We start from the raw sequence: 24,233 nt of genomic DNA, 5'->3' as shown, positions 1-24,233 counted from the left end.
TCGCAAATCTAGAGATCTGCGGCGGCGTTAACGCAGACTCGCCATATTGGCAACGCGCTCTATTGGCGGCGCGATTGTCGGCAAGGTAGAGAGAGATAATAATGCTTCTCCCCGCGCCGATTGATGCAGCAGAAACAGATCTTCCTCACCGGCGATAACTGTGTAGTGGCCAATCTCACCTATAGGCTTGTTCACCCCATCCTCACCGCGATGCGTCAGAGGCATCTTGTCACAGGTCAGCATGGCACTATAGCTTGCCTTGCCGCTAATATCGCTTGCCCCGAGCTTCTGATATTGCATCTCTCCCTCACAGATATGGCGATATTGCTCGGCAAAAGTATCAAGAAAATCTTCGGGACCGATACGGCCAGCCATCCCTTTAAATCCTTGCACACAATAGAGGGAAGACCAATGGGCCAATAGCTCTTCTGCTGGCACAAACTCGGCAGAAAACATATCACCCTGCTGCTCACTGTGGGCCAGGCGCCAGCTTGATGGGAAATACAGCCCTAGCTGCTGTTTGAAAATCGTTAATTGACTGGCTTGTGGAGCCGATGGACCACCATTGTTAGCCGCAACACTTAATGGCATAACCAGCAGTGCCAAACCTAACCGCCGCGCCAACATCTTAGATAAACCGGGTCGTAAAAAATCCATTTTTATATACCTCATCCTCAACCATGCGACACAGGCTCACGTAAACGAATTGCTCGCTAATCAATGCCTACATGCAGTTAAAATCACTAAAACAGAGTGATATCCAGCAGATATTACTACAAAGCGACGACAAAAAGCTGCGCCATTTACAAAAAATAGCGTTCAAAAAATGACTTGACGCATTAGATTACAAGTGTAATCTTGATTAAAAATTACAACTGTAATCAAACTAACAGACAAATAGAACAGACATGATGAAAGAGATCAGCAACGCCGAACTATCGGTACTCAACATCTTATGGCGCAACTCCCCCTTAGGCGCCAGTGAAGTCGTCGAAGCGCTCGCCAGCAGCCAGGGCATGCACGAAAAAACCGTCAAAACCTTGCTCAACCGTCTGGTAAAAAAGCAGGCCCTAGGCTTTGAAAAACAGGGGCGCGCCTATCGTTATTACCCGCTAATCGATCAGAGCGAGTACCAACTCAAAGAGAGCCAATCTTTTGTCGAGCGAGTGTTCGCCGGTAAAGTCGCTCCACTGGTGGCAGGCTTTGCCAAGCAGAAGCAACTCAGTCCAGAAGACATTGCCGAGCTGAAGGCCCTCATCGAGCACTGGGAAGAGGATCAATCGTCATGATGACCTTACTGCTTAACATCATGCTGCCACTGACGCTGTTATGCACTGCCCTAATACTGCTGCACAAACCGCTACTGGCACGCCTTGGCGCCCATAACACCTATGCCTTGTGGAACAGCGTCCCACTGCTGCTGATTGGCACTGTTTACGGGCAGCTCTCCCCTGGCAATATCAACAGTGCCTCACTGCAACAACTTCAGCATTACCGCGTGTTAGCCAGCGAACTGTTAGCTCAGAGCCAATTCAGCTGGCTCAAGCTGACATTAACCAGCATCTGGCTTGTGGGCAGCCTGATGCTGCTGGGTGCACTCATCTATCACGCCTACCGGCTCAGACAACTGATACAAGAGAGTCAGCCGATTCATCTAGACACCAACGCCGAGTCAAATCACCCCATACAAATTAGGCGTCACAACGGCATAGACTCACCCATGCTAGCCGGACTCTATAAATCGGTGATCTTAGTACCAGGCAGTTTTGAACATCTACCAATAAGCCAGCAGGCGGCGGTGATCTGCCATGAGCTGAATCATCAAAAGCGTCTGGATATTCTGGCCAACCTGTTTGGCTACCTGCTGGTGTCACTGTTTTGGTTTAACCCCGTCTTTTGGCTGGCCTATCGCCGCTTTCGTGACGACCAGGAGCTTTCCTGCGATGCCGAAGTCACTCAGAAGATGAATAAACAACAAAGAATTGCCTATAGCCAAACGCTACTGGCGTACTCCCAGCAGGCCCAATTGGGCATGCTACACACTCACTATGGAAACAAGACCATCCTCAAGGAGCGGATCATGCAAATGAAGAGAACACACACCAAGCGTCCCCTTGCCATTCTAGGCCTGGCGCTGACACTGGGGTTATCGGGAGCCTTAATCAACCAAAGCGCTAATGCGGGTGACAAACACCATGATGAAACCAAGGCGCCGAGCCCAGTCATGCGGATCGAGCCAAGCTATCCCGTCGAGGCAGCCGAGAAACATATCGAGGGGTATGTCCAGCTGCAGTTTGATATCGACAAGCAAGGCAATGTCAGCAATGTCTCGGTGATCAAGTCGTCTCCGGCAGGTATATTTGACAGCGAAGCCGTTAAAGCCCTGTCTCAATGGCGATACCAATCTTCAGCTAACGGCGTTAAGCAGGCCAAGGTACAACTGGACTTCATGATGTCGGCACCAAAAACTGAAATAGAAAGAGTTCGGGTGACCGCCGGCTAAGGCCTGCAGTCAAAACCTATATGTGAAAAGGGGCCGCGTTGCTCTTTTTCTGTTGCTGACACTAAACAATGCTTCTCACCTAATGTGACACCCTCACCTCCTCGCTATTTGCCACGGGTTTACCTTGGATTGATCCCCTTCTGCGGATCGGGTAAAACAATGGCTTATATAAAAACAAAACGAATTCCCTCAACCCAAAAGGTCATCGATGAGTTCAGCTAAGGCCACGCCTCGCACCCTAAAAGTTCCCCTGGTCAATGTGTATGCCAAAGGCGGTTACAGCGCCCAACTGCGCATCGGCGCAGAGAAACATCCGCTGAACCTGATCTTAGATACGGGCAGCAGCACCTTAGTGGTATCCGGCAGCGATTATGTCGAAGAGCGCGACAACGCCTTAGTCCCCACCAGCTTGGCACAAGAGGTGCTTTACGGCATCGGCGGTTGGGACGGCCCTGTAGTCTATACCCGGGTGGGTATTCGCGAAGATGAGATAGATTTCGATATTCATGACGAGCATCTCCCCCAGGCCCATCAGCCCATAGTGCTGGAGCGATGCGCCGTCGCCGTAGTCTCCTCTTTAACTCAGGAAACTAGCTTCGCCGACGCCGATGGCATTCTGGGGCTGGCTTATGACAGCCTCAACAAGGTCTATGATCTAAAAGATTATTTCCATCACTATGGCATAGCGCCCGCGCTCACTTTTCCCTGGCCCTTTGATGAAGAGATCCATCTCTCCAGCCAGCATTATCGCCCGATCCTCAATCAAGCCAGCAGCGACTTCTCGATAGATCAAGCAGCGGACATCCTTTGGCATCAGGCAACAGACCAGAGTTTCAACAGCGAAGATTTGCGCCAGTTTAAGCGCTTCTTGCGCACCCAGCCCACAGATAGTCTGCCGCCCTACTTCAACAATTTAACCACCCACGGCCTCACACCGAATAAGTTTGCCTTCTTTGCCCGCCGCTCCAGCATACATGTAAGGAGCCAAGAAGTGGTGGCACCCAACAGCGCCAACGACTTCGCCTTCTTAGGCCAGGATCCTCTCAACCAAGGCTGGTTGATTTTAGGAGGCGGTGAAGAACATACCGAGCTCTATCAAGGCGAGTTTAAAACCATAGCTGTGATTGAAAACAAGTATTACAACGTCAATCTGCTGGGGCTGAGTGTCGGCGACAATGAGATGATCCCCAGCCTGCTAACTCAGGCGCAACAGCAAGCCCAGGCCGCAAACGAACAGCCCCAAGAGGCTCCGCCAAGTAGCGCCCTATGTCACAATGGCCAACATCTGCATACGCACGGGGTACATATCTGTGACACCCTGCGCGGTCAAAGCAACGCCATTATCGACACAGGCGCCTCCGCCATCGTGCTCACCCGTCATTTATTTGATGCCATGAAACAGGCGCTAGACGCGATCAACCCGCTATTTACTGAGCAGATTGCCCCTTTTAGCGAGATCGCCTTTCAGCAAACCGGCATCGACATGGAGACCCTGCAACTGGAGCTATGGCCGGACCTCACCTTCTACTTTATTGGCCCACGGAGCGAATTGCACGCGGCGCCCACTTGTAGTGACCCCAGCTGCCCACCGGGTTGTGAGCCAGTATCCATCCGCGTCACGCCCCAGCACTACTGGCAAATCAATACGCCAACCAAAGGCAAGGCCTGCTTTAAGTTGCTCTCACAGCTGCCCAACTGGCCAAATCAATCTATCTTGGGCCTACCACTGATGAGTGGCTACTATGTGATATTTGACCGCTCGGTGGATGACAAGGGAGTGATTCGCTTTGCCGAGCAAAGCCCCCTGGCCATATCGGAGGCGCAACTTGCCAAGTAACTCGCTACTCCCATCACGGTTAACCAAATATCTGCCCAAACACAGTTTTTGTAGTGAGCGCCTGACCATGCGCCCTATATCGGCAACGGACAGGGAGTTGTATCACCGCCTCTATTGTGATGAGCGGGTGATGCGTCATATAGCCCCACCGCTCACCCAACACCAAGCCGACAGGGCGTTTCAAATAGCGTTATCGCAGATGACGCAAGCTCTATCAGACACTGTGCCTACTACTCAATATATGAACTGGACCATAGTGGAACAGAAAAGGTTGCGCGCCATAGGTATACAAGGGCTGACTTGGCAGGGAAACGATCGCAGCAGGGCCGAGATCGGCATCATGTTGTTGCCCGAGGCTAACGGCAAGCTCTATCCGGAGGAAGCCATGGGTGCCTTGATGGAATATGCCTACCTTAAGCTAAAGGTTGAGCGTATACAGGCTAATTTTGCCGCCAAAAATCTAGCGACTGAACGCTTCGTCAAAAAGCTCGGATTTGTATTCGAAACGGCTCCCTTTTCACTTCCTAAAGAAAATGAGAATTACCCACAAAAGATGAAATCCTGTTTCGCCGAAAGAGTCCATTACATAAGTATGAAATAGGTCTCCAATTCAAGGTAATTAGCAGTTTTAAAATACTAAGATTGCTGTTAACTTTAACCCTCAATTAACAAGCGTAACATCAGGACTCAATTTCATGGCGGGAAGCCTAGCCTGCGTAGGCATTGGGATGACCTTAGGTGCCCACATCTGCCCCCTGGCACGCAGCTATATTGAACAAGCCGACGTGGTTTTTTCGGGTGTTTCCAACGGTATCGTGGAACTCTGGTTACAGGAGATGCACTCAGACGTGCGCTCGCTGCAGATCTTCTACGACGAGGGAAAGTCGCGCCATATCACCTATCGAGAGATGGTCGACGCCATAATGTCTGAAGTCAGACAAGGCAAGAAAGTCGTCGGCGCCTTCTATGGTCATCCCGGAGTTTTCGCCCAGGCGCCCCACCGCTCTATTGAGGCGGCGCGCGCCGAAGGCTTCGAGGCGGTTATGGTGCCAGGTATCTCGGCCGAAGATTGCCTCATCGCCGATCTTGGCATAGACCCAGGCCAATTTGGTTGCCAGCAGTTTGAAGCCAGCCAGTTTATGTTTTATAAGCGCCGCTTCGACCCCTCCAGTTACTTGGTCCTCTGGCAGATAGGCCTGGCCGGTGACAAGAGCATGACCAAATTCGCCACCAGCAAGGCCCATCGGCAGGTACTGATAGAGCTGCTGGCAGAGACTTATCCCCTAGATCACCAGGTGATCCTCTACGAGGCCGCCGTACTCCCTATTGATAAGGTACGTAAGCAATCTTTGACGCTAGGTAAACTGGCCGATGCCGAGATCTTCATGCACACCACCTTGGTGATCCCGCCGAGCGAGAAAATGCGACCGAATCCAACCATCTTGGAGAAGCTGGCTAAACTAGAGGCGGCCCTCCAAGTTGATGACAGCCTAGTACCTGAAAACAACCACTAACAATAAGGACGAACAATGCCGAACATCATTCAACTACTGGAACGTATGGGGCAAGACGCCACGCTACAAAACGAAGCTAATTTCCAGCAGGCAATTACAGAATCAACGCTCAGCACTACGCTAAAAGCATCACTATTAAATCGAGACGATATTAGCCTCAAGAGAGAGCTAGATGTTTGTCCTGATATTGTGTGTATTATGCTGCCTGCTGAAGACGAGCCTGAACAAGAAGAAGAGCGTGAAGAAGAACAGGACATCACTAATCAACGGCTTTCAGCATAAGACGATATATGGTTACTTCGCTGCGTTTAAAAAATCTGGCTCGCTTGATTTGTGCGAGCCTTATTTTCATCATAGGTAACAGCTTCGCTTTAGATAATCTAGAGGCGGATAGATTACTGTCAAAGGCTGAGCAAATAAAAAGCTCATCCCCATATGAATTCAATGACTTAATAGAAAAAATAAAAACTTCACGTCAGAGCCTTTCCGAATCTCAACAATACCATCTTGCTTATTTAATTGGCTATCAATATTCCTTTAAAGGTGACTTTACCAACGCGATATCGACCTACAATAAAATTCTCGAGATGAAAGGCCAGAATGAAATAAAATATAAAACTATCATCTCATTAGTGAATATTTACGCCATATCGAAAAATTGGAATGAGGGAATTAGGCAACTATCCAATCTAACTCACCTTGCACCATCCATACGAGATGATGAACTAAGGCAATTAGGTATCGCCTCTGCAGCACTGATTTACAATCAACTGAGTCAGTATGAGCTGGGTCTTAGTTTTACTAATCAATTATTTACAGGAAAGACAACGCAAAGAAATTACTGTGTTGCCCACAGTTTAAAACTAGAGTCACTGTTTAGATTACATAGACTTCAGCCTAACTCCCCTGAAATTATTGAAGGTATAAATGCATGCCAGGAAGCCAACGAACCCATAATGGAAAGCGCGATAGATAGCTATCTAGCAACGCTTTATATACAAGAGGGCAGGCCAGAGAAGGCCATCGAGATATTAAATAGTAACTTAGAAACTCTAGAAGTATCGCAATACGCCCCCTATATCGCCATTTATCATTCACTCCTCGCCCAAGCCCATTTTGATAGACACGAATTAAGCCGTGCGAAAAACCATGCCTTACAGTCACTCGAGTACGCCAAAGGCATAGCTAACTCAGAGTCTGGAGTAAATGCATATAAAATTTTGTATCAAATCAACAAATCACAAAATGATAGTGTTAGCGCTCTTTATTACCATGAGTTATACGCCCAGGCCGACAAGGCTTACCTGGACGATATCAAGACCAAGCATCTGGCCTTCCAGCTCGCCGAGCATCAAGCGGCGGAGCAGAAGAGCCGTATCGCCCTGCTCGACAGACAAAACAACCTGCTCCTGACAGAGCAGCAACTGGCGAAGACCCAGGCGGAAAATACCCGCCTGTTTATTTCGCTGCTGATCGCCATCATCACACTACTGGGGTTTTGGGCCTATAAGTCATGGACCATTCAGAAGCGCCTCAAGCAGCTGGCTGAATTTGATGCCCTGACCCATGTATTTAATCGCGGCCATTTCACTCAGGTAGCACAAAGCGCATTGGCCTACTGTGAAAGCAGTGATGTGGATTTAAGTTACATCCTGTTCGATCTGGATAACTTCAAGCAGATCAATGATAAATATGGTCATGCCGTGGGTGACTGGGTACTGAAAAAGGTCGCCAAGGCTTGTCAGGCCCAAGGACGAAAGAACGATATCTTCGCCCGTATCGGCGGCGAGGAATTTTGTATCGCGTTGCCGGGATGCGATCTGCAAACCGCCATCAAACTAGCGGAGTGCTGCCGTAAGGCAATTGCCAACATAGATTGCAGCGAAACGGGTCATGATTTTGAGGTCACCGCCAGCTTTGGGATCACAGACACTCAGATGTCAGGATTTAAACTGGAGCGGCTGATCAACGACGCCGACAGCGCCATGTATCAGTCGAAGGAAACCGGACGGGATCGCATCTGTGTCTTCGACCCTGAAGCCGAACGCGCCATCCCCAAGGCCTCACACACTGTGCTTTCTCTCTAAGTCATAATAAGAGTCCACTAAACTGCGTCGGCTCAAGCTGAGCCGACTGGCAGCAATCCCTTAAATCACACTAACATGGCCAAAAACTGTGCTTAACCGCAACAGATTGACAATCAAGCCTTTTACCTCGCTATCCCCCCTTCTATAATCTGATAACCAATCTATGATGCCCAGCCATCACAGGTATGTGTCACATAAGGGAACTATTGTCGTGCTAAAGCAACTTTTCTCCATGAGCAGTTCGACTCAGATGCTCGTCGCCATGTTTATCGGTTTTGCGGTGGGGCTGTTTTTTGGTGAGTCCGTCGGCTGGATGAGCAACATAGGGACCAGTGTGATCCTGCTGATGCAGATGACGGTACTGCCCTACATTCTGGTCTCTCTGGTGGGCGGCATAGGCAAACTCAAGCGTGCCACCGCCAGCCTGATCTTTAGCCGCGCAGGCGTGATCATGCTGCTGCTCTGGGCAGTTGGCCTGGTATTAGTGGCGCTGATGCCATTGTCCTTTCCCTTTGTCGAAACCGCCTCCTTTTTCAGTACCAGCTCCATAGAGCCAGCCGCGGCCATCGACTACTTTAAGCTCTATATCCCCTCCAATCCGTTCCAATCTATGGCCGAAGGTTATGTACCCGCCATGGTGATCTTCGCCATCGCCATGGGGCTGGCCCTGATTGGCATGGAGGGCGACAACAAGCTGCTGATCATCAACTTTATGCACACCTGCAGTGAGATCTTCTCCAAGATCACCCAGGCGCTGGTCAAAGTGTTACCCATAGGGATCTTCGCCATGTCGGCCTCGGCAGCGGGCACCATGGGAGTGGATGAGTTTGCCAGCATGCAGGTTTATCTCATCAGCTATTTTGTCCTCTGTCTGCTGCTTACCTTCTGGGTGCTCCCCTGGATCGTCGCCTCACTCACTCCGGTGACCTTCGCTCAGGCGCTGCGGATCAGTAAGTCCAGCCTGGTCACCGCCTTTGCCACCGGCAACATTTTTATCGTAATTCCAGTGATTGTCGAAGAGTGTAAGCAGATCATGCGCGAGCATCAGAGTCTGAGTGATGATGCCGAAACCTTAGTTGAAATTTTGGTGCCTATCGCCTTCACCTTCCCCAACATAGGCAAGCTAACGGTTATCCTCTTCGTGCTGTTTGCTGGCTGGTTTAACGGTACGCCAGTAGAACTGAGTGCGCTCCCGTCGCTCTCCATCAGCGGTCTGTTGTCGCTGTTTGGCAGCGTCTATGTGGCGATCCCCTTTATGCTGGATCTCGTGCACCTGCCTCAGGATCTGTTTCAGCTGTTTGTGATGTCGGGCTTTATCACAGGTAAGTTCAACTCCATCGCCGCCGTCATGAACCTGTTTGCCCTGACGCTACTCACAGTAGCGTTATTTGAGAAACGCCTGAGACTCAGGCCACACCATCTGCTAAAGATGGGCATAGGCATAGGCGCCAGCGTGGCGGTCACCTTACTGGTTTGCCGTATCGGCATGGGGCTGTTTATCCATAGCCCAGAGGTCACCAGCGGTGTGATCGCCAATATGCAGGTCGCCGATAAGGTGCCCACTAAGGTGAACAAGCAGTTCCCGATCCTCGGCCAGACACCGAGTCGCCCCGTCGCCGACGTTAACGCCATCCGCAGCAGGGGCGTGCTGAGAGTCGGCTATATCCCCAGCAATGTCCCCTTTAGCTACTACAACAATGCCGGGCAACTGGTGGGCTTTGACAGCGCCATGGCGAATCGTCTGGCAGACGATCTCGGTGTGCAGGTGGAGTTTATCCCCTTTGAGAAGGAGAAGCTGGCCGCGTCATTAGATGCAGGTTTCTTCGATATCGCCATGTCGGGCTTGGCGATGGATATCGAGCAGATGGACAAGCTGAGCTATGTGGAGCCTGTGCTGCTGCTCAACCTGGCTATTGCCGCCAAAGATCATAAGGTCAATGGATTTAAGAGCAACCAGTCAATCAAGGCGATGCAGGATGTGACCATCGCCTATGTAGAGCACAGCGATATCATAGAAGATGCCAAGGCGTTTTACCCCAACCTCAACTTCGTCAAGATAAAGGGCTATAAAAACTTCTTCCGTCAGAAGGGCGATAAATATGACGCCGTGGTGATCAGCGCCGAGGCTGGCTCCGCCTGGACCCTCTTCTTCCCCGGCTATGGCATCGCGCCGCTGGAATATAAGGTCAAATATCCTGTCGCTTACGCCGTGGCCCAGGATAACCAGTCGCTGCTTAACTATGTCAACAACTGGCAGAAACTGCGTAAGGTCGATGGTCACCAGCAGAAGCTCTACAACTACTGGATGCTGGGTCAGGGGGCCAGCGAAACCAAACCCAGATGGTCCATCATTCGCGATGTACTCCATTGGGTGGAGTAACGACTTCGGTTTAGGCTTCGCGTCCCAGGGCATCACCCAGGGGGCCAAAATAAGCCAACAGCTGCTGATAGATGCTTTGCCTGTGCGCCAGGCTAGGATAACCACCCGCCTTCGCCAGTGGCGAATCCAGAGTCTCGTTGACTAAGTAGGGATTTTGGATCTCCGGGTGGGATTCGATACAGGCCTCAAATGCCCTAGCCATCAGCTCTGTAGGTTTGGAGAAATATTGCCTGCCCTGCTGCCTATCCAGCGCCACGGAGCGGCTCACATAGTCATGACTGTCCTGCCCGTCTATGCTCAGCAAGGTGGTGGCAAACACCTGCATCAGGCGATCGTTGAGTGGATGCACAATAGGTGTGTGATCGGCGAGCCAACAGTGGCTGGCAAAGGCAATGCCCGTCGACGGGATATCAAATGTCTTGGCGGCAATATAGTGATCGAAGGCATGCCAGAACTCGTGCGCCAGGGCCCCCGCCCCCGCATTTTTGGCCAATGCCAACTCCCGCTGCGCAGGCATGTAGTGCGCCTGTACGCCCATCTGCCCACCGGTACCAAAAGCCAAATTCAGCGTCTGTCTCAGCCCCATGGCCTTAGGCGGCAGCTTTAGCATAAAGGCAAGGTCGGCAAAGGCGTCGAAGATAAGATTGGCCGCCTTATGCTTTTCCTCCTCCTCGACCCAGCTGCCAAGGCGAATATGATTTAGGCCAAAGACCTCTTTGATATCATGAAAGCTTACCTGCTCGCCGCAGCGATAGTCTGGCCCCTGACGCTGATAATGATGTCGTTTTAGCACTGATCTGCCTTTGCTCGATAACTTGGGCCATCATAACCTATTTTGGCTTAAGCAGCAGCGCCAGCTATTAGCAGGTTAACCTAAGCGCTGCGGCGGTTTCATTCCCTGTGGATTAATATCTAGCATAAAAAAAACCGCCCGAGGGCGGCTTTTAGCTAAGCATTCAGTGTGACGTTAGGCTATCTTCAACGCCGCTCTGTCATCGACCAACTGCATGTCAAAGTCAAACTCATCGACGCGAATGGCCCGCTCACGCTTGAGGTTATAGTCAAGTAGCTGCTTGTGCTCGCCTTCTGTGATGATCTTAGCGGCACGTGCCCTGTCCAGGGTCTCGGAAAATCTGACACCCGATTTAAAGTAACCCTGCTTCAGCCCCTTCTTCACCTTGGCCAGCAGCGGCAGACAGGCAATCTTAGCCAGGTAGGCCTGCTGATTGATATCATTACCATCGCCCGGTACAGGTTTCACCAGATGAGTCAACTGACGCTTTATATGAGTGTTGAGCTGCGCCTGATGCGCCAGTTCACGCACTAAATCGTCGTTGATTTTCTTCATCTTAGGCGAATAGGTGACAGTGATCAGTTTCATCAACTGACGCGTCGGTGCTGAAGGGAAGTTATCCAGGAAGCTCAGCAGTGCTTTTTCGGCATTCACCAAAGCCCAACGTGTAGCATAGTCAAAGTAAGGCTTGGCCTGGGCACGATGTTCGCTACTCACCTTCTGCTCGTAGTAGCGAATCGATGCCATAGCTGCGTAAAGGTAGCTCATGACATCCCCCAGACGCGCAGACAACATCTCGGCCTGCTTGAGCTTGCCGCCAAGCACCAACAAGGAGAAATCAGCATAGACAGCCAGCTTAGCCGCCAGCTTGTGTACCGCCTTCTCATATTCCACCACTTCGCTAAGTTCAGACTTGGCAGCGGCAGTGAAAGGCAGCAGGCCTAAGCGGAAGGCGCGCAGGCTGTTGCCCACACTGTAACCCACTGTCTGTCTGAAGATGCGATTAAAGGTCTTGTCGGCATCTTTATCATCGCTGTGAATCGCCTCAACCATGCTTTGCAGATGTGGATGACAACGCATGACCCCTTGACCAAAGATCATCAGGTTGCGGGTCAGAATGTTGGCCCCTTCCACCGTGATGGCAATTGGCTGGGCCATATAACCAGAAGCCAAGGTATTTTGCGGACCACGCTGAATCGCCTTACCAGCCTGGATATCCATGGCGGAGTTCAGCACATCACGGCCAATCTCTGTCATATGGTATTTAGCAATCGCTGTTACGACTGAGGGCTTAAGTCCTAATCCCAAACCTTCTGTGGTCAGCACGCGCATCGCTTCTTGCAGATAGGTCTTACCTGCGATATCCGCCAGCTTCTCCTGAATCCCCTCAAACTTACCAATCGCTAAACCAAACTGCTCACGCACTGCGGCGTATTCAGCCGACGACTTGAAAGACGCCTGGCTCACCGAGACCCCTAGGGCAGGTAACGAGATACCGCGACCAGCACCCAGGCAGGCCACCAGCATCTGCCAGCCACGACCGATATTCTGCTGACCACCGATAATAAATTCCATCGGAATAAACACATTCTCGCCACGAGTAGTACCGTTGTAGAAACGACAACCCATAGGATCATGGCGATTACCCAGCTCAACACCAGGATGCGACTTAGGGATCAGGGCGCAGGTTATACCAAGCTGCTCTTTGCCGCCCAGCAGACCTTGAGGATCTTCGACCTTAAAGGCCAAACCCAGTACGGTCGCGATAGGGGCTAAGGTGATATAACGTTTATCCCAGGTGACCGACAGACCAAGCACCTGCTCGCCTTGGTATTCACCCATGGTGACAGTACCAACATCGGGAATGCCGCCGGCATCCGAGCCCGCCTCTGGGCTGGTTAGGGCAAAGCAAGGGATCTCTTGGCCGTTCGCCAGACGAGGCAGCCAAAAATCTTGCTGCGCCTGCGTACCGTAATGCATCAGCAGCTCGCCAGGACCTAAAGAGTTAGGCACCATGACAGTAACAGCCACTGCCGAACTCTTAGCGGCAATGGTGGCAACAATCGTTGAGTTGGCATAAGGGCTAAATTCCAGACCGCCGAAGGCTTTAGGAATGATCAGCGAGAAAAACTTATGCTCTTTTAGGAAATTCAGAATATTGTCTGGCAGATGCAGGCTGTTTTGAATGGCAAAATCATCCACCATCTCAATCAAGGTCTGTACTGGACCATCGAGAAAGGCCTGCTCTTCATCGGACAGGCTAGCTCCTGGGATCTGACGCAGGGCATCAAAATCAGGTAGTCCCTGATAAATAGATCCCTCTAACCAGACATCACCGGCATCGAGTGCCTCTTGTTCAGTGGTAGATATACTCGGCAGTACTTTTTTAAATGTTGTTCTAATACTCATCTCTCAGACTCATCCGACCAGGAAACCTAGTGTGCATTACGTCACAAAAAAGAAATTAGATCAAACATTCTAACTGTAAAAAAATGCTTTATTTTACAGTTACAAACACAACTAAAAATTAATATCTGGCTTTTCAAAAGGTTACAAGTGTACGCTCAAATAAAAAATTTAAACACCTGTTTCATATATTTGTTTGAATCAGACCTTTATTGACCTAGATCAGAGACTTTTTTTGACAATAAGAGAGCAAAATCACGCTGTTTCAAAAATGAAAAAATGAGCATATATATTTACTAAATTAGCACTACTTATTATGTGGATATAAGCTTAAATTATCATCACAAACAACCCTGCAATATGGGACAAATACCAAGCTTATGCCACCTGTAGCGGCACAATAAGCCAGCGCATTCGCCCACATGCAGCCTTCAAATAAGAGAGTGCTTCATGAAGATAGCCCTATTTATTCCGTGTCTGGTGAACCAGATGATGCCCCATGTTGGCATCGCCACCGTCGAACTCCTCGAAAAACTCGGCCATCAGGTCATACTGCCCAAGGGCCAGACCTGTTGTGGTCAGCCCATGACTAACTCGGGCTGTTTTGATGAAGCCAAGAAGACCACCCTAAAATTGCTAAACGCTTTCAAAGGCGTTGAGTGCGACGCTATCGTCTGCCCGGCAGCTTCTTGCCTGGTTGCTGCCAAAGAAAACTTCCATGAGTTCGACAACAGCCCAGAAGCCCAGGCGGTGATCGACAAACTCTATGAACTTACCGAGTTTCTGCACGACGTTGCCCCAGTTCCCGCTTTCAACAAACCATTCAAGTTTAAGGTCAGCCTACAACTTAGCTGCCACGGCATCCGTATGTTGGATCTGGCGACGCCAAGCGAGCAGATGGGCCCACGTACCAATAAGGTCGAGGCCGTTCTGAGTCGTATTCCTGGCATCGAGATCGTCTACCCGGATCGCCGCGATGAGTGCTGTGGTTTCGGTGGTACCTTCGCCGTTGATGAAGGCGCCGTTTCGGCCAAGATGGGTAAAGACAAGGCACAAGCCCATGCTGCTACCGGTGCAACCTACGCCGTTGGCTTCGATCCCTCATGCTTGCTGCATCTGGACGGCATGATCCGCCGCCAGCTACTACCGATCTCGACCCGTCATATCGCCGAAGTCATCAACGCAGCCCTATAAGGAGCAGACCATGTCTAGTCAAACCACAGCCATCAACTCAGGTGTGCACGCTAAAAAGGCCGACATTTTTTGCAAAGATGAAGCTCGCGTCGATTGGCACTCTAAGGCGCTTTGGACCCTGCGTGAAAAACGCGACCGCGCCGCCGGTAGCCTACCAGAATGGGAACAGCTACGTGAGATCGGCTCAGAGATGAAGCTACACACTCTGACTCATCTGGGCGAATACCTGGAAACCTTCGAGAAAAACTGTCAAGCCAACGGTATCGTAGTGCACTGGGCCAAAGATGGCGCCGAGCACAACCAGATAGTACACAGCATCCTGGCCAAACATCAGGTGAAAAAGCTGGTGAAATCCAAGTCTATGCTGACCGAAGAGTGTCACCTTAACCCATACCTTGAAAGCAAAGGTATTGAGGTGATCGACACCGACTTGGGTGAGCGCATCATCCAACTGGCCAAGCAGCCACCATCACATATCGTGGTACCGGCTATCCACCTAAAAAAAGAGGAAGTGGGCGACCTCTTCCATGACAAATTAGGTACTAAAGCAGGCGCTTCTGATCCACTCTATCTGACCCGAGCCGCCCGTGCTCACCTGCGCGAACAGTTCCTGACGGCCGATGCCGCCATGACAGGGGTGAACATGGCGATCGCCGACAAAGGCGCCGTGGTGGTCTGCACCAACGAAGGTAATGCTGACATGGGCGCCAACCTGCCCAAGTTACAACTGCACTCTATGGGCATAGATAAGATAGTGCCGGATCTCGACAGCGCCGCCGTGCTACTGCGTACCCTGGCGCGTAACGCCACAGGCCAGCCTGTCACGACCTACAGCAGCTTTTACCGCGGTCCACAGACTGGCGGCGAAATGCATGTGATCATCGTCGACAACGGCCGTACCGACATGCTGCAAGACAAGATTCTAGCCGAGTCGCTCAAATGTATCCGCTGCGGTGGCTGCCTGAACACTTGTCCTGTTTATCGTCGCTCAGGTGGTTTCAGCTACAACTACACCATTCCAGGCCCTATCGGTATCGCCGTGGGTGCCCAGGCCGATGATACTCACTCAATCCCTTGGGCTTGTACCCTGTGCGGCAGCTGTACCTATGTCTGCCCAACTAAGGTGCCATTGGATAAGATCATCCACCATCACCGTCGCCTCAAGGCCAAGGCGGGCAAACTACCTTACGGCAAGCGCAACTATATGCCACTTGTGGGCAACTTTATGGCCAGCGAAACCATGTTGAACTGCTCTATGAGCGTCGCTCGTACTGCGCTGCGTATTCTACCTGGCTCACTGCTGAAGCCATTCACGGGTGCCTGGGGTAAATACAGAGAACTGCCCGTAGCGCCTAAGTCCAGCTTCGAAGCTTGGTTTAACAAAAACAGAGGTCAATAAAATGTCGAGCAAGCAATCTATTCTCAATGCATTAAAAAGCGTCGCGGTTGAACCTCAGGCTATGCCGTCAATCAATGTCAGTCCACGTCTGGATGATGTAATTGGTCAGTTTGAAACTAACCTGGGCACAGTGGCAGGGACTCTGCACAAAGAAGGTGGTCTAGCCGCCTTGCAAGCCAAGGTCGATGAACTGGTCAAAGAAGGTAAGCAGGTGATCTCACAAGTTGAAGGCGTCACGGGTAACCGCAACGCGCCTGAGACGGCTCATGAGCTAAGAGATATCGACTTTGCGGTGATCCCTGGTGACTTAGCCGTTGCCGAAAACGGTGCCATCTGGGTCAACAACCAGCACTTAGGTCATAGGGTTACCCCTTTCATCTGTGAAAACCTATTTTTGGTGGTGAGCGCAGACAAGGTAGTTGCCAACATGCACCAGGCTATCAAGCAGATTGGTCTGGAAAGCGGTGAGTTCGGTGTCTTTATCGCCGGCCCCTCTAAGACGGCCGATATCGAGCAGGCTCTGGTGGTCGGTGCCCATGGCGCCTGTAGCTTGAATGTGTATCTGATCTAACAGTAACCACAACACCCTATTTCGCAGCCTCAAACTGCTCAGCCACCGCTTTTACAGGGTGGCTTTTTTTTGACTAAAAAAATGGAAAACCGCTAAATGAGACAGGTTACAGCGCTATTTTGCGCTGAGTTAATGACAGCTTAACCTTAAGAAAGTGGTCGGAGACCTTGATGCTCCCCCAGTGAAAAGGCGATACAGTTCCTCGCACCTTGCTCCTTAGTGGAACAAGCAACTGGCTCTGTCTTGCATGAATTCGATGAACAGCTTGACCTTGAGGGGTTGGTGGGTACGCTGATGATATAAGAGCGAGATGCGGCGCTGCTCGCCATGCCAATCGGGCAATACCCGGCGTAGTTCCCCTGTCGCCAGCTCAGACTTAACAAATAACTCAGGACCATAGAGAATACCGCCATCATCGACTGCCGCCCGCACGGCTCCATTTAAATCGCCAAGGGTCAACTTGGCCGGGCCTTCGTAGTAAAAATCTTCACCACTAACATGCTTCATCGACCAGTTAAACAGCGGCCATACCTTGATCAGCGAATGCTCCACCAAGTGATCCGGATGATGGGGGCTACCCGCGCAAGCAAGATACCCCGGCGAGGCAAACAGTCCATAGTCGAGGACACCCAGTGACTTAGACACCCAAGAAGAATCTGGCTGCGCACCGCCCACAATTGCCACATCGACCCCTTCATCAATCAGATCTATGCTGGAGTTATTTTGGGTAATATGCAGTTGAATATCCGGGTAGGCCTTAGAAAAGTCGTTGATCACCCCGATAAAAATCATTGAGATAATCGACACGGGCGCGGCAATACGCAGCGTCCCCTCGGGTTTTTCGATACGAGTATCACTGCAGCTATCAAACTGAGCGACCACATCTTGATAACGACTAAATAGCTCTGCGCCCTCTTCGGTCAATCTCAGCTTGCGGGTGCTTCGCATGATCAGCTGAGTATCAAGCAAGCTTTCCAGCTTAGTCAGCTTACGGCTCACTGTCGCCACCGGCATACCCAGCTCTTTAGCCACCTGGGAAAAACCACCCGCATTGACCAGGTGCACAAAAAGATGGATGAGCTCAAGTTCTGTGCCTAGACTACGCGCCATCAAAAGCCTCGAAAAAACCGATTAGAAATAGATAGGAATTATAACAAAACCAACTGTGTCAGGTAGCTATCTTACCTCATTAAGCTTGCGCTCCATCAATAAATTCCTCATCAGCACCGATAAATGCTAGCCATTAGGCCCCGCCACCCCCAAGGCTTTAATTTATCTCCTATCCCTAACTTGTGCACTGAGCTTCATTGCCCCCATCAACAACCCTATAGCAATCACTAATTTAGCACCAAGCAAGGTACGGTTTTTTAGGACAAAAACTAGACAAACGATAATTTGCACAGCAATATAAATGTGACGCGCATCACATTTATATAAGGAAGATAATAATGAAAAAGATGGCCCCTACCCTGCTCCTGCTGCTCTCATCGACACTTTCAGGCGCAACTTACGCTAACTTAAATGCCGTTGAATGTAATGATTGCTCAGCAGCCGCTGCGCAGCAGCAAGCCACTAAGGTACTTGCCAAGCAAGAGAGCCAATCAGTTTATGTTGTTGACTTTGTTAACAATAAAGTCAACAAGTTTCAACAAGATGGTGAGCTGGTGTCGACTGCCGCCATGACCCTATCTGAAAATCTGCAAATCAATAATCATTATGCGCATCGAAAAGTAAACCTGCGCTCCGTTGACTAAATCTCCACCGCCTGAATATCTGTTCACTGAGCAGACTCAGGGCCTTCACCCCGAAGGCCCTTGGCCAACGACTGCAAACAGCCTTACCAGCTAAAATTATGCTGAAACTTAATCCCCCTTGGGCGCACACGACCTAACACAGTATAATAACCAGCATGAGATCCAACCTACTGGCCAAGAGGCAACATTAGATGGCAAGAACCGCAGCGGCGCTTCACATACTCGTTAGACATAAAGAACTCGCCGAAGAGATCATCGACAAGCTGAATAAAGGCGCTAAGTTCGACCAACTCGCCAAAAAACACTCCACTTGCCCCTCGGGTAAGAAAGGCGGCAGCCTGGGGGAATTTAAGAAAGGTCAGATGGTGCCCGCCTTCGATAAGGTTTGCTTCACCGGCGAATTGATCACACCTCATCTGGTGAAGACCAAATTCGGCTGGCATGTGGTGAAAGTCTTGTATCGGACGTGATGCTAAGATCTGGCCTAAGTGTTCAAAGGGGGTGATTGTTACCCCTCTCCGCCAACCGGTTTAAACCTTGCTTCTTCGGTGTAAAACAAACGTCCTAATAGACTTATATACCGATTTGAAATTCTTACCTTCGATGTGACCTATCGCCTGCCCGGCGAGGGATGTACAAATACGCCTATGACACGCTGTGAAGCCATCCTTGGCCGCTCTACGATTTCATCTGACCTCCACGGAAGGAGGAAATGCCGATAAATGTCGGGAACATTTACGACCCTATGTTACGTCTACGGCAGCGCCCCCGACAAGTATGTCGCCATCGTCAAAAAAGGGCTGCTAGGGGAAGAAAGAGCCGAGCTTTGCATCGAAGAATACTCAGCCATCTCACTCAGCTGGCTCAGGCTATTAGAGCCTTACATCAAAGCATATACGGCAGATGAGCTTAGACAATAAAAACATCGCGCTTGCCCTTAACGCCTATATTTCGGGTGTACACCTCGACTGGAGAGAGGCAATATAGGTGCTCCACTCATCATGTTTCACCTCACTTTAAATGTCCTTACTAAGGCCACCAACTAGCACCTTTAGTTGAAACCTTTAACTGAGACCTTAAAGAATGTAACTGTCACTAAGAATCTAAATTCGTTAGAGTAAACTAAGCTTGGAAGGTCCAGGTTAACAATTGCTATGCCTGCTTGAGCCCCCAACCTGACAAGCCGAATAGCCCAGCCTATGTAGTTAAGGATATTGAATGACCGATAAATTTCAGCAGCTTGCAGACAGACTCGACAACGCCATCAGCCAAGGCGATCAGAGTGTCATTCAAGCAATATTGCTCCAGGCGAGCAGCGCTGAAACTGCGCGTCTGCTTGAGTCGCTGCCACCTAGAGAACGTCTGAGAGTCTGGCCTCAGGTCACTCCTAAACGCTGCGCCAAGGTACTGTTAGCGCTCCCCCAGCCGCTGCGCCGCGCGCTGATCGAGCAAACCGATGAAGCTAAGCTGATTATCGGCCTCAGCCAGATGGAGATGGATGAACTGGCGGATATCGATGCCGATCTCCCTATCCCTGTGGTGTCGGCCATGGTGCAGGCGATGGATGCCCAACGCAGGCAGCGATACGAGCGGGTCAGAGACTATCCAGACCAAAGCGCTGGCGGCTTGATGGATGTGGATATCAGCGCTCTGCGTGCCGACGTATCGATAAAAGCTGCGCTGCGTTTTCTTCGCCGCCTTCGCCAACGCGAGGGCACATTGCCAGAGCACCTGGACAGCTTGATGGTGGTCGACCGAGACAATACCCTACTGGGCATAGTCCCCTTAAGCCTATTGGTCTCCACCGAGATGGACACCAGCGTGCGGGAGATAATGTCAACTCAGGTCACTAGCTTTACCCCCGAAATGCCCGCCACCAGCGTCGCCCAAACCTTTAAAGACAAAGATCTGCTATCCGCGCCAGTAGTGGACCATGAACACAGATTAATAGGCCGCATCACGGTGGATGATGTGATCGACGTGATTCAAGATGAAGCCGACAAGGCGCTTTACTCTCAGGCGGGTCTGAACAATCACCCCGACATGTTTGCCCCCATAGTCCAAAGTGCCACCCGACGTGCTCTTTGGTTGGGTATCAACCTACTGACGGCCTTTCTCGCTGCCTGGGTCATAGGTCTATTCGAGGCCGCCATCGAAAAAATTGTGGCCTTGGCGGTGCTCATGCCAGTGGTCGCCAGCATGGGCGGGGTCGCTGGCAGTCAAACCCTCACCCTGGTCACACGCGGCCTGGCATTGAATCAGATTAATCGTAATAACATTATTAAGTTGATTGGTCATGAATTCAGTATTGGCGCGCTCAACGCCATCTTGTGGGCATCACTGGTCGCCGTTATCGCGCTTAAATGGTTTGGTGATTGGCAACTGGGGCTGGTGTTTGGACTCGCCATGATCATTGTCCTGATCACTGGCGTGTTAGCGGGGGCCAGCATACCACCGCTACTTAAGCGCATAGGAATAGACCCTGCATTGGCGGGCGGTGTAGTGCTTACCACGGTCACAGATGTGGTGGGTTTCTTCTCCTTCTTAGGATTGGCAACCCTGCTGATTCTTTAAGCTCTACTCCTCAAGGGCCTGCTTTTCAGAGGTACTTGGCGGCGTGCTAGTGATCTTAAGCTCGCCGTCCAGATGCAGATCCCGCTGAGGAAAGGCGATCACTATACCCGCCTCAGTAAATAGCTTGTAGATACGAAAACGGATATCGCTGCGAATACGGCGAATATCCGCTTCTGTATTGGCGCACACCCAGAAGATTCCATCGAAGATCAGCGCGTTGTCACCAAAATCTTCAAAAATGGAAATGGGCGCGGGCGTATCTAAAATCTCATCGTGATCATCCAGGGTCTGCTTGATGATCTGGGCAACTCGCTCCACATCGGAACCATAGGCAACTCCAACCCTAACGGTGGAACGGGCAGTATTGTCGATCAGGGTCCAGTTGGTGACGGTATTTTCCAGCAGGTGGCTGTTGGGTACCAACATATGCACACCATCATTACGGCGGATCAGGGTTGAGCGGGTATTGATGCTCTCCACTACCCCTTTGGTGTCGCCAATCTCCAGAAAATCACCAATACGGATCGGCCGCTCCCACATCAAGATCCAGCCGCTGATGAAATTATTGATAATGTTTTGTGCCCCAAAACCTACACCAATAGCCACTGCCCCCGACACAAAGGCAAAGGCTTTGATAGGAATATTAAGGATCTCAAGGCTGGTAACCAAGATGATGGCAATTGCGATTACCAGGTAGATACGGGAAAACAGATGCACAGCATCAGGGGCGACCTTACGCGCTAACAGGGTACGGCGGATAAGTTTGCCGATTCGGGTGACGATAAACCAGGCCAGCAAAAGAAGCAGCGGCACTTGCAACACCTGAGACACAGTGATCGACGAATCACCATAGGTGAAAAGAACGAAAGATAAGATCTCCTTGATATCCTGCCAGCTCATGCCATTTCCCCTAATACTTGCCGTTCATTGAGTATAACAGCCGGAACGAAAAGCGTGATTTAGGCCTCAAAGTCAAACACTTCGCTAACACTGCAATAATTAGCATGTGCAGCGCAGCGACCACTTCAACATGCGTCTAGCGGTTTACTAAATTTCGCCACCTCCCTTACTAACCCTACTGAGCACCTGCGACCTGACTGAGGCATACCAACAACTGGCAAAAGCACAACAAGAAGACACACAGCAAGAAAACACGCCAACAGATAGTTACAGGTATAACCAAAAACGGTTTTAACCCACTGCCTAATATGGGCGTATTTATGGCTGTCATCAGCGCCAAAACTGAGTGCCGGCATGCAAAAACCTTCACGTCACTGGTGATTTATCATACAAAAAACTCGTCATAAACCTTAATTAAATTAGGCTTATTACCTTTTTTAAATTTTATTTTCTGCATACATCAAGTTACAGCAAGCCCAGTAACAGCAATGGATACAAGCCTGCAAACTACAGACAACTCAGTCGCTGAAGCCTGATTTGGGGTGGAAAAATGGATCAAATCGATGCTAATATAGTTCGAGCACTAACTATCAGCTTTCTAATTAAATTTTTTATAACTGCTCAGGAGGGCACAATGTCGTCAGACAATGCAACAGAAGAAAATCTCATCTCACTAATGTGGCGCAAGCTAAAGAGCAAGGCCACTTATGCGATGCAGTTAACCTGTCTCTTCGCCATCTTAAGTACCTATCTTTTTATCATGTTGAAACCCGGCGGGATTCATAATAACAAAGCGTTAGGAGGCCACTAAACACATGCATTACCTAACCTACATCTCACTCGCTATCTACTTTATGGCGATGTTGGCCATTGGACTGTTTGCCTATCGCCGCTCAACCAGTGATGTTTCTGGCTACATTTTAGGTGGCAGACAAGTAAGCCCTCAGGTCACGGCACTTTCCGCTGGCGCCTCCGACATGAGCGGCTGGATGCTTATGGGGTTACCCGGAGCCATGTTTTTAGTGGGATTTGAGACCATCTATATCGCGCTAGGCCTCTTGTTGGGTGCCTTGGTTAACTATCTGGTCGTGGCGCCAAAGCTTAGGGTCTATACCGAGGTGGCTAACAACGCCCTGACGATCCCTGAATTTTTTGCCAAGCGTTTTCACGATTCCAGCAGCAATGTCCGCATCATATCGGCGGCGATCATAGTGATCTTCTTTACCCTCTACACCTCGGCAGGTCTAGTGGCCGGTGGTAAGTTGTTTGAGTCAGCTTTTGAGGTTAATTACGAGCTGGGACTGGCGATCACCTTAGGTGTCGTGGTGTCTTACACCCTGTTGGGCGGTTTTTTGGCCGTGAGCCTGACCGACTTTGTGCAGGGTTGCATCATGTTTGTCGCGCTGATCTTGGTACCCGTGGTGGCCTATCAGGAGTTTACAAGTGCCGACAAGATGATGAACTTTGCCTATGAGTCTATCCCCCATTTTGGTGAGGCGATGCAAAATGTCACCCTATTGGGACTCATCTCGGCGCTCAGTTGGGGCTTGGGCTACTTTGGTCAGCCCCACATCATAGTGCGCTTCATGGCGATCCGCAGCGTGTCTGATATCAAGACCGCTAAGAATATCGGCATGAGCTGGATGACGGTCACCATCATAGGTGCCTTGGGTACAGGTCTTGTAGGTATTGCCTATGCAAACAAGTTTAATATGAAACTAACCGATCCTGAGACCATCTTTATCGTCTTCTCAGAGCTACTATTTCATCCTTTGATCAGTGGCTTCCTGTTAGCGGCGATTCTAGCAGCCATCATGAGTACTATCTCATCTCAGCTGTTGGTGTCATCTAGTTCGCTGACCGAAGATATCTACCGCGTAGTCTCTAAAAAAGAGGCCAGCGAAGAGGAGATGGTGAAACTTGGACGCTTCGGTGTTGCCGGGGTAGCCATTGTCGCCAGTCTACTGGCACTGGATCGCTCTAACAGCATCTTGTCCTTGGTAAGTAATGCCTGGGCAGGCTTTGGTGCCGCCTTCGGTCCGCTGGTGCTATTTAGTCTGTACAAGAAGAACCTTACCCACAAGGCAGCCGTTGCCGGTATTGTCTCGGGTGCAGCCACGGTACTGTTTTGGATTTACGCGCCAGTGCTACCTGAGGGTAAGGCGTTAAGTTCAGTCCTCTATGAGATGATCCCTGGCTTTATGACCAGCAGCTTGGTGATCTGGGTGGTGAGCGCCTTAGACGGCGACCCTTGCCAAGACACCATAGAAACCTTCGACGAAGCCGGACGACAACTAGCAGAACAAAGATAAAGCGAGGCA

General features: G+C 50.5%; 21 protein-coding genes and 1 pseudogene. 17 read left to right on the top strand and 5 right to left on the bottom strand.

The genetic code is table 11. From position 1 onward, the window contains the following. Positions 1–27: 27 nt before the first annotated feature. Positions 28–657 carry a hypothetical protein gene (locus CFF01_RS04315; protein WP_157704935.1) on the bottom strand — a complete coding sequence of 210 codons (630 nt, stop codon included), beginning with the start codon at positions 655–657 and terminating at the stop codon, positions 28–30. A gap of 254 nt (positions 658–911) precedes the next feature. Here CFF01_RS04315 and CFF01_RS04310 point away from each other — a divergent pair, with 254 nt between their 5' ends. The 9 genes and pseudogenes from CFF01_RS04310 to CFF01_RS04275 all read left to right on the top strand — a co-directional run bounded on the left by CFF01_RS04310 (position 912) and on the right by CFF01_RS04275 (position 10,321). Further along, positions 912–1,289, top strand: coding sequence for a BlaI/MecI/CopY family transcriptional regulator (locus tag CFF01_RS04310; RefSeq protein WP_088905873.1), 378 nt, complete (start codon positions 912–914; stop codon positions 1,287–1,289). Further along, positions 1,286–2,503, top strand: a complete 1,218-nt coding sequence (locus CFF01_RS04305; RefSeq protein ID WP_088903989.1) for a M56 family metallopeptidase — start codon at positions 1,286–1,288, stop codon at positions 2,501–2,503. Before CFF01_RS04310 ends, CFF01_RS04305 begins: the two co-directional genes overlap by 4 nt. Before the next feature lie 208 nt (positions 2,504–2,711). Then, entirely contained in the window at positions 2,712–4,340 is a 1,629-nt protein-coding gene (locus tag CFF01_RS04300; RefSeq protein WP_088903988.1) for a pepsin-like aspartic protease, read from the top strand. A 67-nt stretch (positions 4,341–4,407) separates the two neighbouring features. Beyond that, positions 4,408–4,941: a GNAT family N-acetyltransferase gene (locus CFF01_RS04295; protein WP_088903987.1), complete on the top strand. Its 534-nt coding sequence runs from the start codon at positions 4,408–4,410 to the stop codon at positions 4,939–4,941. A gap of 94 nt (positions 4,942–5,035) precedes the next feature. Then, entirely contained in the window at positions 5,036–5,854 is an 819-nt protein-coding gene (locus tag CFF01_RS04290) for an SAM-dependent methyltransferase (RefSeq protein ID WP_088903986.1), read from the top strand. A gap of 15 nt (positions 5,855–5,869) precedes the next feature. Next, positions 5,870–6,136 (top strand): hypothetical protein, encoded by a 267-nt coding sequence (locus CFF01_RS04285; protein WP_088903985.1) that lies wholly within the window; start codon positions 5,870–5,872, stop codon positions 6,134–6,136. An 8-nt stretch (positions 6,137–6,144) separates the two neighbouring features. Continuing rightward, a pseudogene (locus CFF01_RS19395) lies at positions 6,145–6,441 on the top strand (GGDEF domain-containing protein); the annotation flags it as partial. Between the two features lie 369 nt (positions 6,442–6,810). After that, entirely contained in the window at positions 6,811–7,941 is a 1,131-nt protein-coding gene (locus CFF01_RS19265; protein WP_232479504.1) for a tetratricopeptide repeat-containing diguanylate cyclase, read from the top strand. A 211-nt stretch (positions 7,942–8,152) separates the two neighbouring features. Further along, complete coding sequence (locus CFF01_RS04275) at positions 8,153–10,321, top strand: cation:dicarboxylate symporter family transporter (RefSeq protein ID WP_088903983.1); 2,169 nt, start codon at positions 8,153–8,155, stop codon at positions 10,319–10,321. Positions 10,322–10,331: 10 nt separating this feature from the next. On the opposite strand, the gene CFF01_RS04270 is transcribed toward CFF01_RS04275, so the two are convergent. Beyond that, the gene (locus tag CFF01_RS04270; protein ID WP_088903982.1) at positions 10,332–11,114 is read right to left on the bottom strand and encodes a CLCA_X family protein; all 783 of its coding nucleotides are present in this window, start codon (positions 11,112–11,114) and stop codon (positions 10,332–10,334) included. A 174-nt stretch (positions 11,115–11,288) separates the two neighbouring features. Continuing rightward, a complete protein-coding gene (locus tag CFF01_RS04265; protein WP_088903981.1) occupies positions 11,289–13,523 on the bottom strand; it encodes an acyl-CoA dehydrogenase in 2,235 nt (744 codons plus the stop codon). 447 nt (positions 13,524–13,970) lie between these two features. On the opposite strand from CFF01_RS04265, the gene CFF01_RS04260 reads away from it, so the two are divergent. From CFF01_RS04260 to CFF01_RS04250, 3 genes are read left to right on the top strand one after another with little or no spacing between them, the layout of a single operon-like run. Further along, on the top strand, positions 13,971–14,714 hold the full coding sequence (locus CFF01_RS04260) for a (Fe-S)-binding protein (RefSeq protein WP_033539664.1): 744 nt from the start codon (positions 13,971–13,973) through the stop codon (positions 14,712–14,714). A gap of 10 nt (positions 14,715–14,724) precedes the next feature. Continuing rightward, a complete protein-coding gene (locus tag CFF01_RS04255; RefSeq protein WP_088903980.1) occupies positions 14,725–16,113 on the top strand; it encodes a lactate utilization protein B in 1,389 nt (462 codons plus the stop codon). A 1-nt stretch (position 16,114) separates the two neighbouring features. Next, the gene (locus CFF01_RS04250) at positions 16,115–16,684 is read left to right on the top strand and encodes a LutC/YkgG family protein (RefSeq protein ID WP_033539666.1); all 570 of its coding nucleotides are present in this window, start codon (positions 16,115–16,117) and stop codon (positions 16,682–16,684) included. 216 nt (positions 16,685–16,900) lie between these two features. On the opposite strand, the gene CFF01_RS04245 is transcribed toward CFF01_RS04250, so the two are convergent. Continuing rightward, positions 16,901–17,794: a LysR family transcriptional regulator gene (locus CFF01_RS04245; protein WP_033539667.1), complete on the bottom strand. Its 894-nt coding sequence runs from the start codon at positions 17,792–17,794 to the stop codon at positions 16,901–16,903. Positions 17,795–18,132: 338 nt separating this feature from the next. On the opposite strand from CFF01_RS04245, the gene CFF01_RS04240 reads away from it, so the two are divergent. The 4 genes from CFF01_RS04240 to mgtE all read left to right on the top strand — a co-directional run bounded on the left by CFF01_RS04240 (position 18,133) and on the right by mgtE (position 21,012). After that, entirely contained in the window at positions 18,133–18,438 is a 306-nt protein-coding gene (locus CFF01_RS04240; RefSeq protein WP_052125662.1) for a hypothetical protein, read from the top strand. Between the two features lie 191 nt (positions 18,439–18,629). Continuing rightward, on the top strand, positions 18,630–18,908 hold the full coding sequence (gene ppiC / locus CFF01_RS04235; RefSeq protein WP_033539668.1) for a peptidylprolyl isomerase PpiC: 279 nt from the start codon (positions 18,630–18,632) through the stop codon (positions 18,906–18,908). A gap of 252 nt (positions 18,909–19,160) precedes the next feature. Further along, a complete protein-coding gene (locus CFF01_RS04230) occupies positions 19,161–19,358 on the top strand; it encodes a DUF4344 domain-containing metallopeptidase (RefSeq protein WP_157704933.1) in 198 nt (65 codons plus the stop codon). Between the two features lie 298 nt (positions 19,359–19,656). Next, entirely contained in the window at positions 19,657–21,012 is a 1,356-nt protein-coding gene (mgtE, locus tag CFF01_RS04225; protein ID WP_033539670.1) for a magnesium transporter, read from the top strand. A 3-nt stretch (positions 21,013–21,015) separates the two neighbouring features. Here the strand turns inward: mgtE and CFF01_RS04220 are convergent, their stop codons facing one another. Next, positions 21,016–21,912, bottom strand: coding sequence for a mechanosensitive ion channel family protein (locus CFF01_RS04220; RefSeq protein ID WP_088903979.1), 897 nt, complete (start codon positions 21,910–21,912; stop codon positions 21,016–21,018). A gap of 815 nt (positions 21,913–22,727) precedes the next feature. On the opposite strand from CFF01_RS04220, the gene putP reads away from it, so the two are divergent. Continuing rightward, positions 22,728–24,224 (top strand): sodium/proline symporter PutP, encoded by a 1,497-nt coding sequence (gene putP / locus CFF01_RS04210; protein WP_088903977.1) that lies wholly within the window; start codon positions 22,728–22,730, stop codon positions 24,222–24,224. The last annotated feature ends 9 nt before the right edge of the window (positions 24,225–24,233 follow it).

Origin of the sequence: Shewanella marisflavi, from assembly GCF_002215585.1 — a bacterium.
Lineage (GTDB): Bacteria > Pseudomonadota > Gammaproteobacteria > Enterobacterales > Shewanellaceae > Shewanella > Shewanella marisflavi.
Note: the sequence above shows the minus strand (reverse complement) of the source record. Positions and strands in the feature narration are given on the sequence as shown.

What these genes read in the sequence shown, in the direction of transcription:
- CFF01_RS04315 (WP_157704935.1), bottom strand. Translation starts at nt 657, where the DNA reads ATGGATTTTTTACGACCCGGTTTATCTAAGATGTTGGCGCGGCGGTTA.
- CFF01_RS04310 (WP_088905873.1), top strand. Translation starts at nt 912, where the DNA reads ATGAAAGAGATCAGCAACGCCGAACTATCGGTACTCAACATCTTATGG.
- CFF01_RS04305 (WP_088903989.1), top strand. Translation starts at nt 1,286, where the DNA reads ATGATGACCTTACTGCTTAACATCATGCTGCCACTGACGCTGTTATGC.
- CFF01_RS04300 (WP_088903988.1), top strand. Translation starts at nt 2,712, where the DNA reads ATGAGTTCAGCTAAGGCCACGCCTCGCACCCTAAAAGTTCCCCTGGTC.
- CFF01_RS04295 (WP_088903987.1), top strand. Translation starts at nt 4,408, where the DNA reads ATGCGCCCTATATCGGCAACGGACAGGGAGTTGTATCACCGCCTCTAT.
- CFF01_RS04290 (WP_088903986.1), top strand. Translation starts at nt 5,036, where the DNA reads ATGGCGGGAAGCCTAGCCTGCGTAGGCATTGGGATGACCTTAGGTGCC.
- CFF01_RS04285 (WP_088903985.1), top strand. Translation starts at nt 5,870, where the DNA reads ATGCCGAACATCATTCAACTACTGGAACGTATGGGGCAAGACGCCACG.
- CFF01_RS19265 (WP_232479504.1), top strand. Translation starts at nt 6,811, where the DNA reads ATGGAAAGCGCGATAGATAGCTATCTAGCAACGCTTTATATACAAGAG.
- CFF01_RS04265 (WP_088903981.1), bottom strand. Translation starts at nt 13,523, where the DNA reads ATGAGTATTAGAACAACATTTAAAAAAGTACTGCCGAGTATATCTACC.
- CFF01_RS04260 (WP_033539664.1), top strand. Translation starts at nt 13,971, where the DNA reads ATGAAGATAGCCCTATTTATTCCGTGTCTGGTGAACCAGATGATGCCC.
- CFF01_RS04255 (WP_088903980.1), top strand. Translation starts at nt 14,725, where the DNA reads ATGTCTAGTCAAACCACAGCCATCAACTCAGGTGTGCACGCTAAAAAG.
- CFF01_RS04250 (WP_033539666.1), top strand. Translation starts at nt 16,115, where the DNA reads ATGTCGAGCAAGCAATCTATTCTCAATGCATTAAAAAGCGTCGCGGTT.
- CFF01_RS04245 (WP_033539667.1), bottom strand. Translation starts at nt 17,794, where the DNA reads ATGGCGCGTAGTCTAGGCACAGAACTTGAGCTCATCCATCTTTTTGTG.
- CFF01_RS04240 (WP_052125662.1), top strand. Translation starts at nt 18,133, where the DNA reads ATGAAAAAGATGGCCCCTACCCTGCTCCTGCTGCTCTCATCGACACTT.
- ppiC (WP_033539668.1), top strand. Translation starts at nt 18,630, where the DNA reads ATGGCAAGAACCGCAGCGGCGCTTCACATACTCGTTAGACATAAAGAA.
- CFF01_RS04230 (WP_157704933.1), top strand. Translation starts at nt 19,161, where the DNA reads ATGTCGGGAACATTTACGACCCTATGTTACGTCTACGGCAGCGCCCCC.
- mgtE (WP_033539670.1), top strand. Translation starts at nt 19,657, where the DNA reads ATGACCGATAAATTTCAGCAGCTTGCAGACAGACTCGACAACGCCATC.
- CFF01_RS04220 (WP_088903979.1), bottom strand. Translation starts at nt 21,912, where the DNA reads ATGAGCTGGCAGGATATCAAGGAGATCTTATCTTTCGTTCTTTTCACC.
- putP (WP_088903977.1), top strand. Translation starts at nt 22,728, where the DNA reads ATGCATTACCTAACCTACATCTCACTCGCTATCTACTTTATGGCGATG.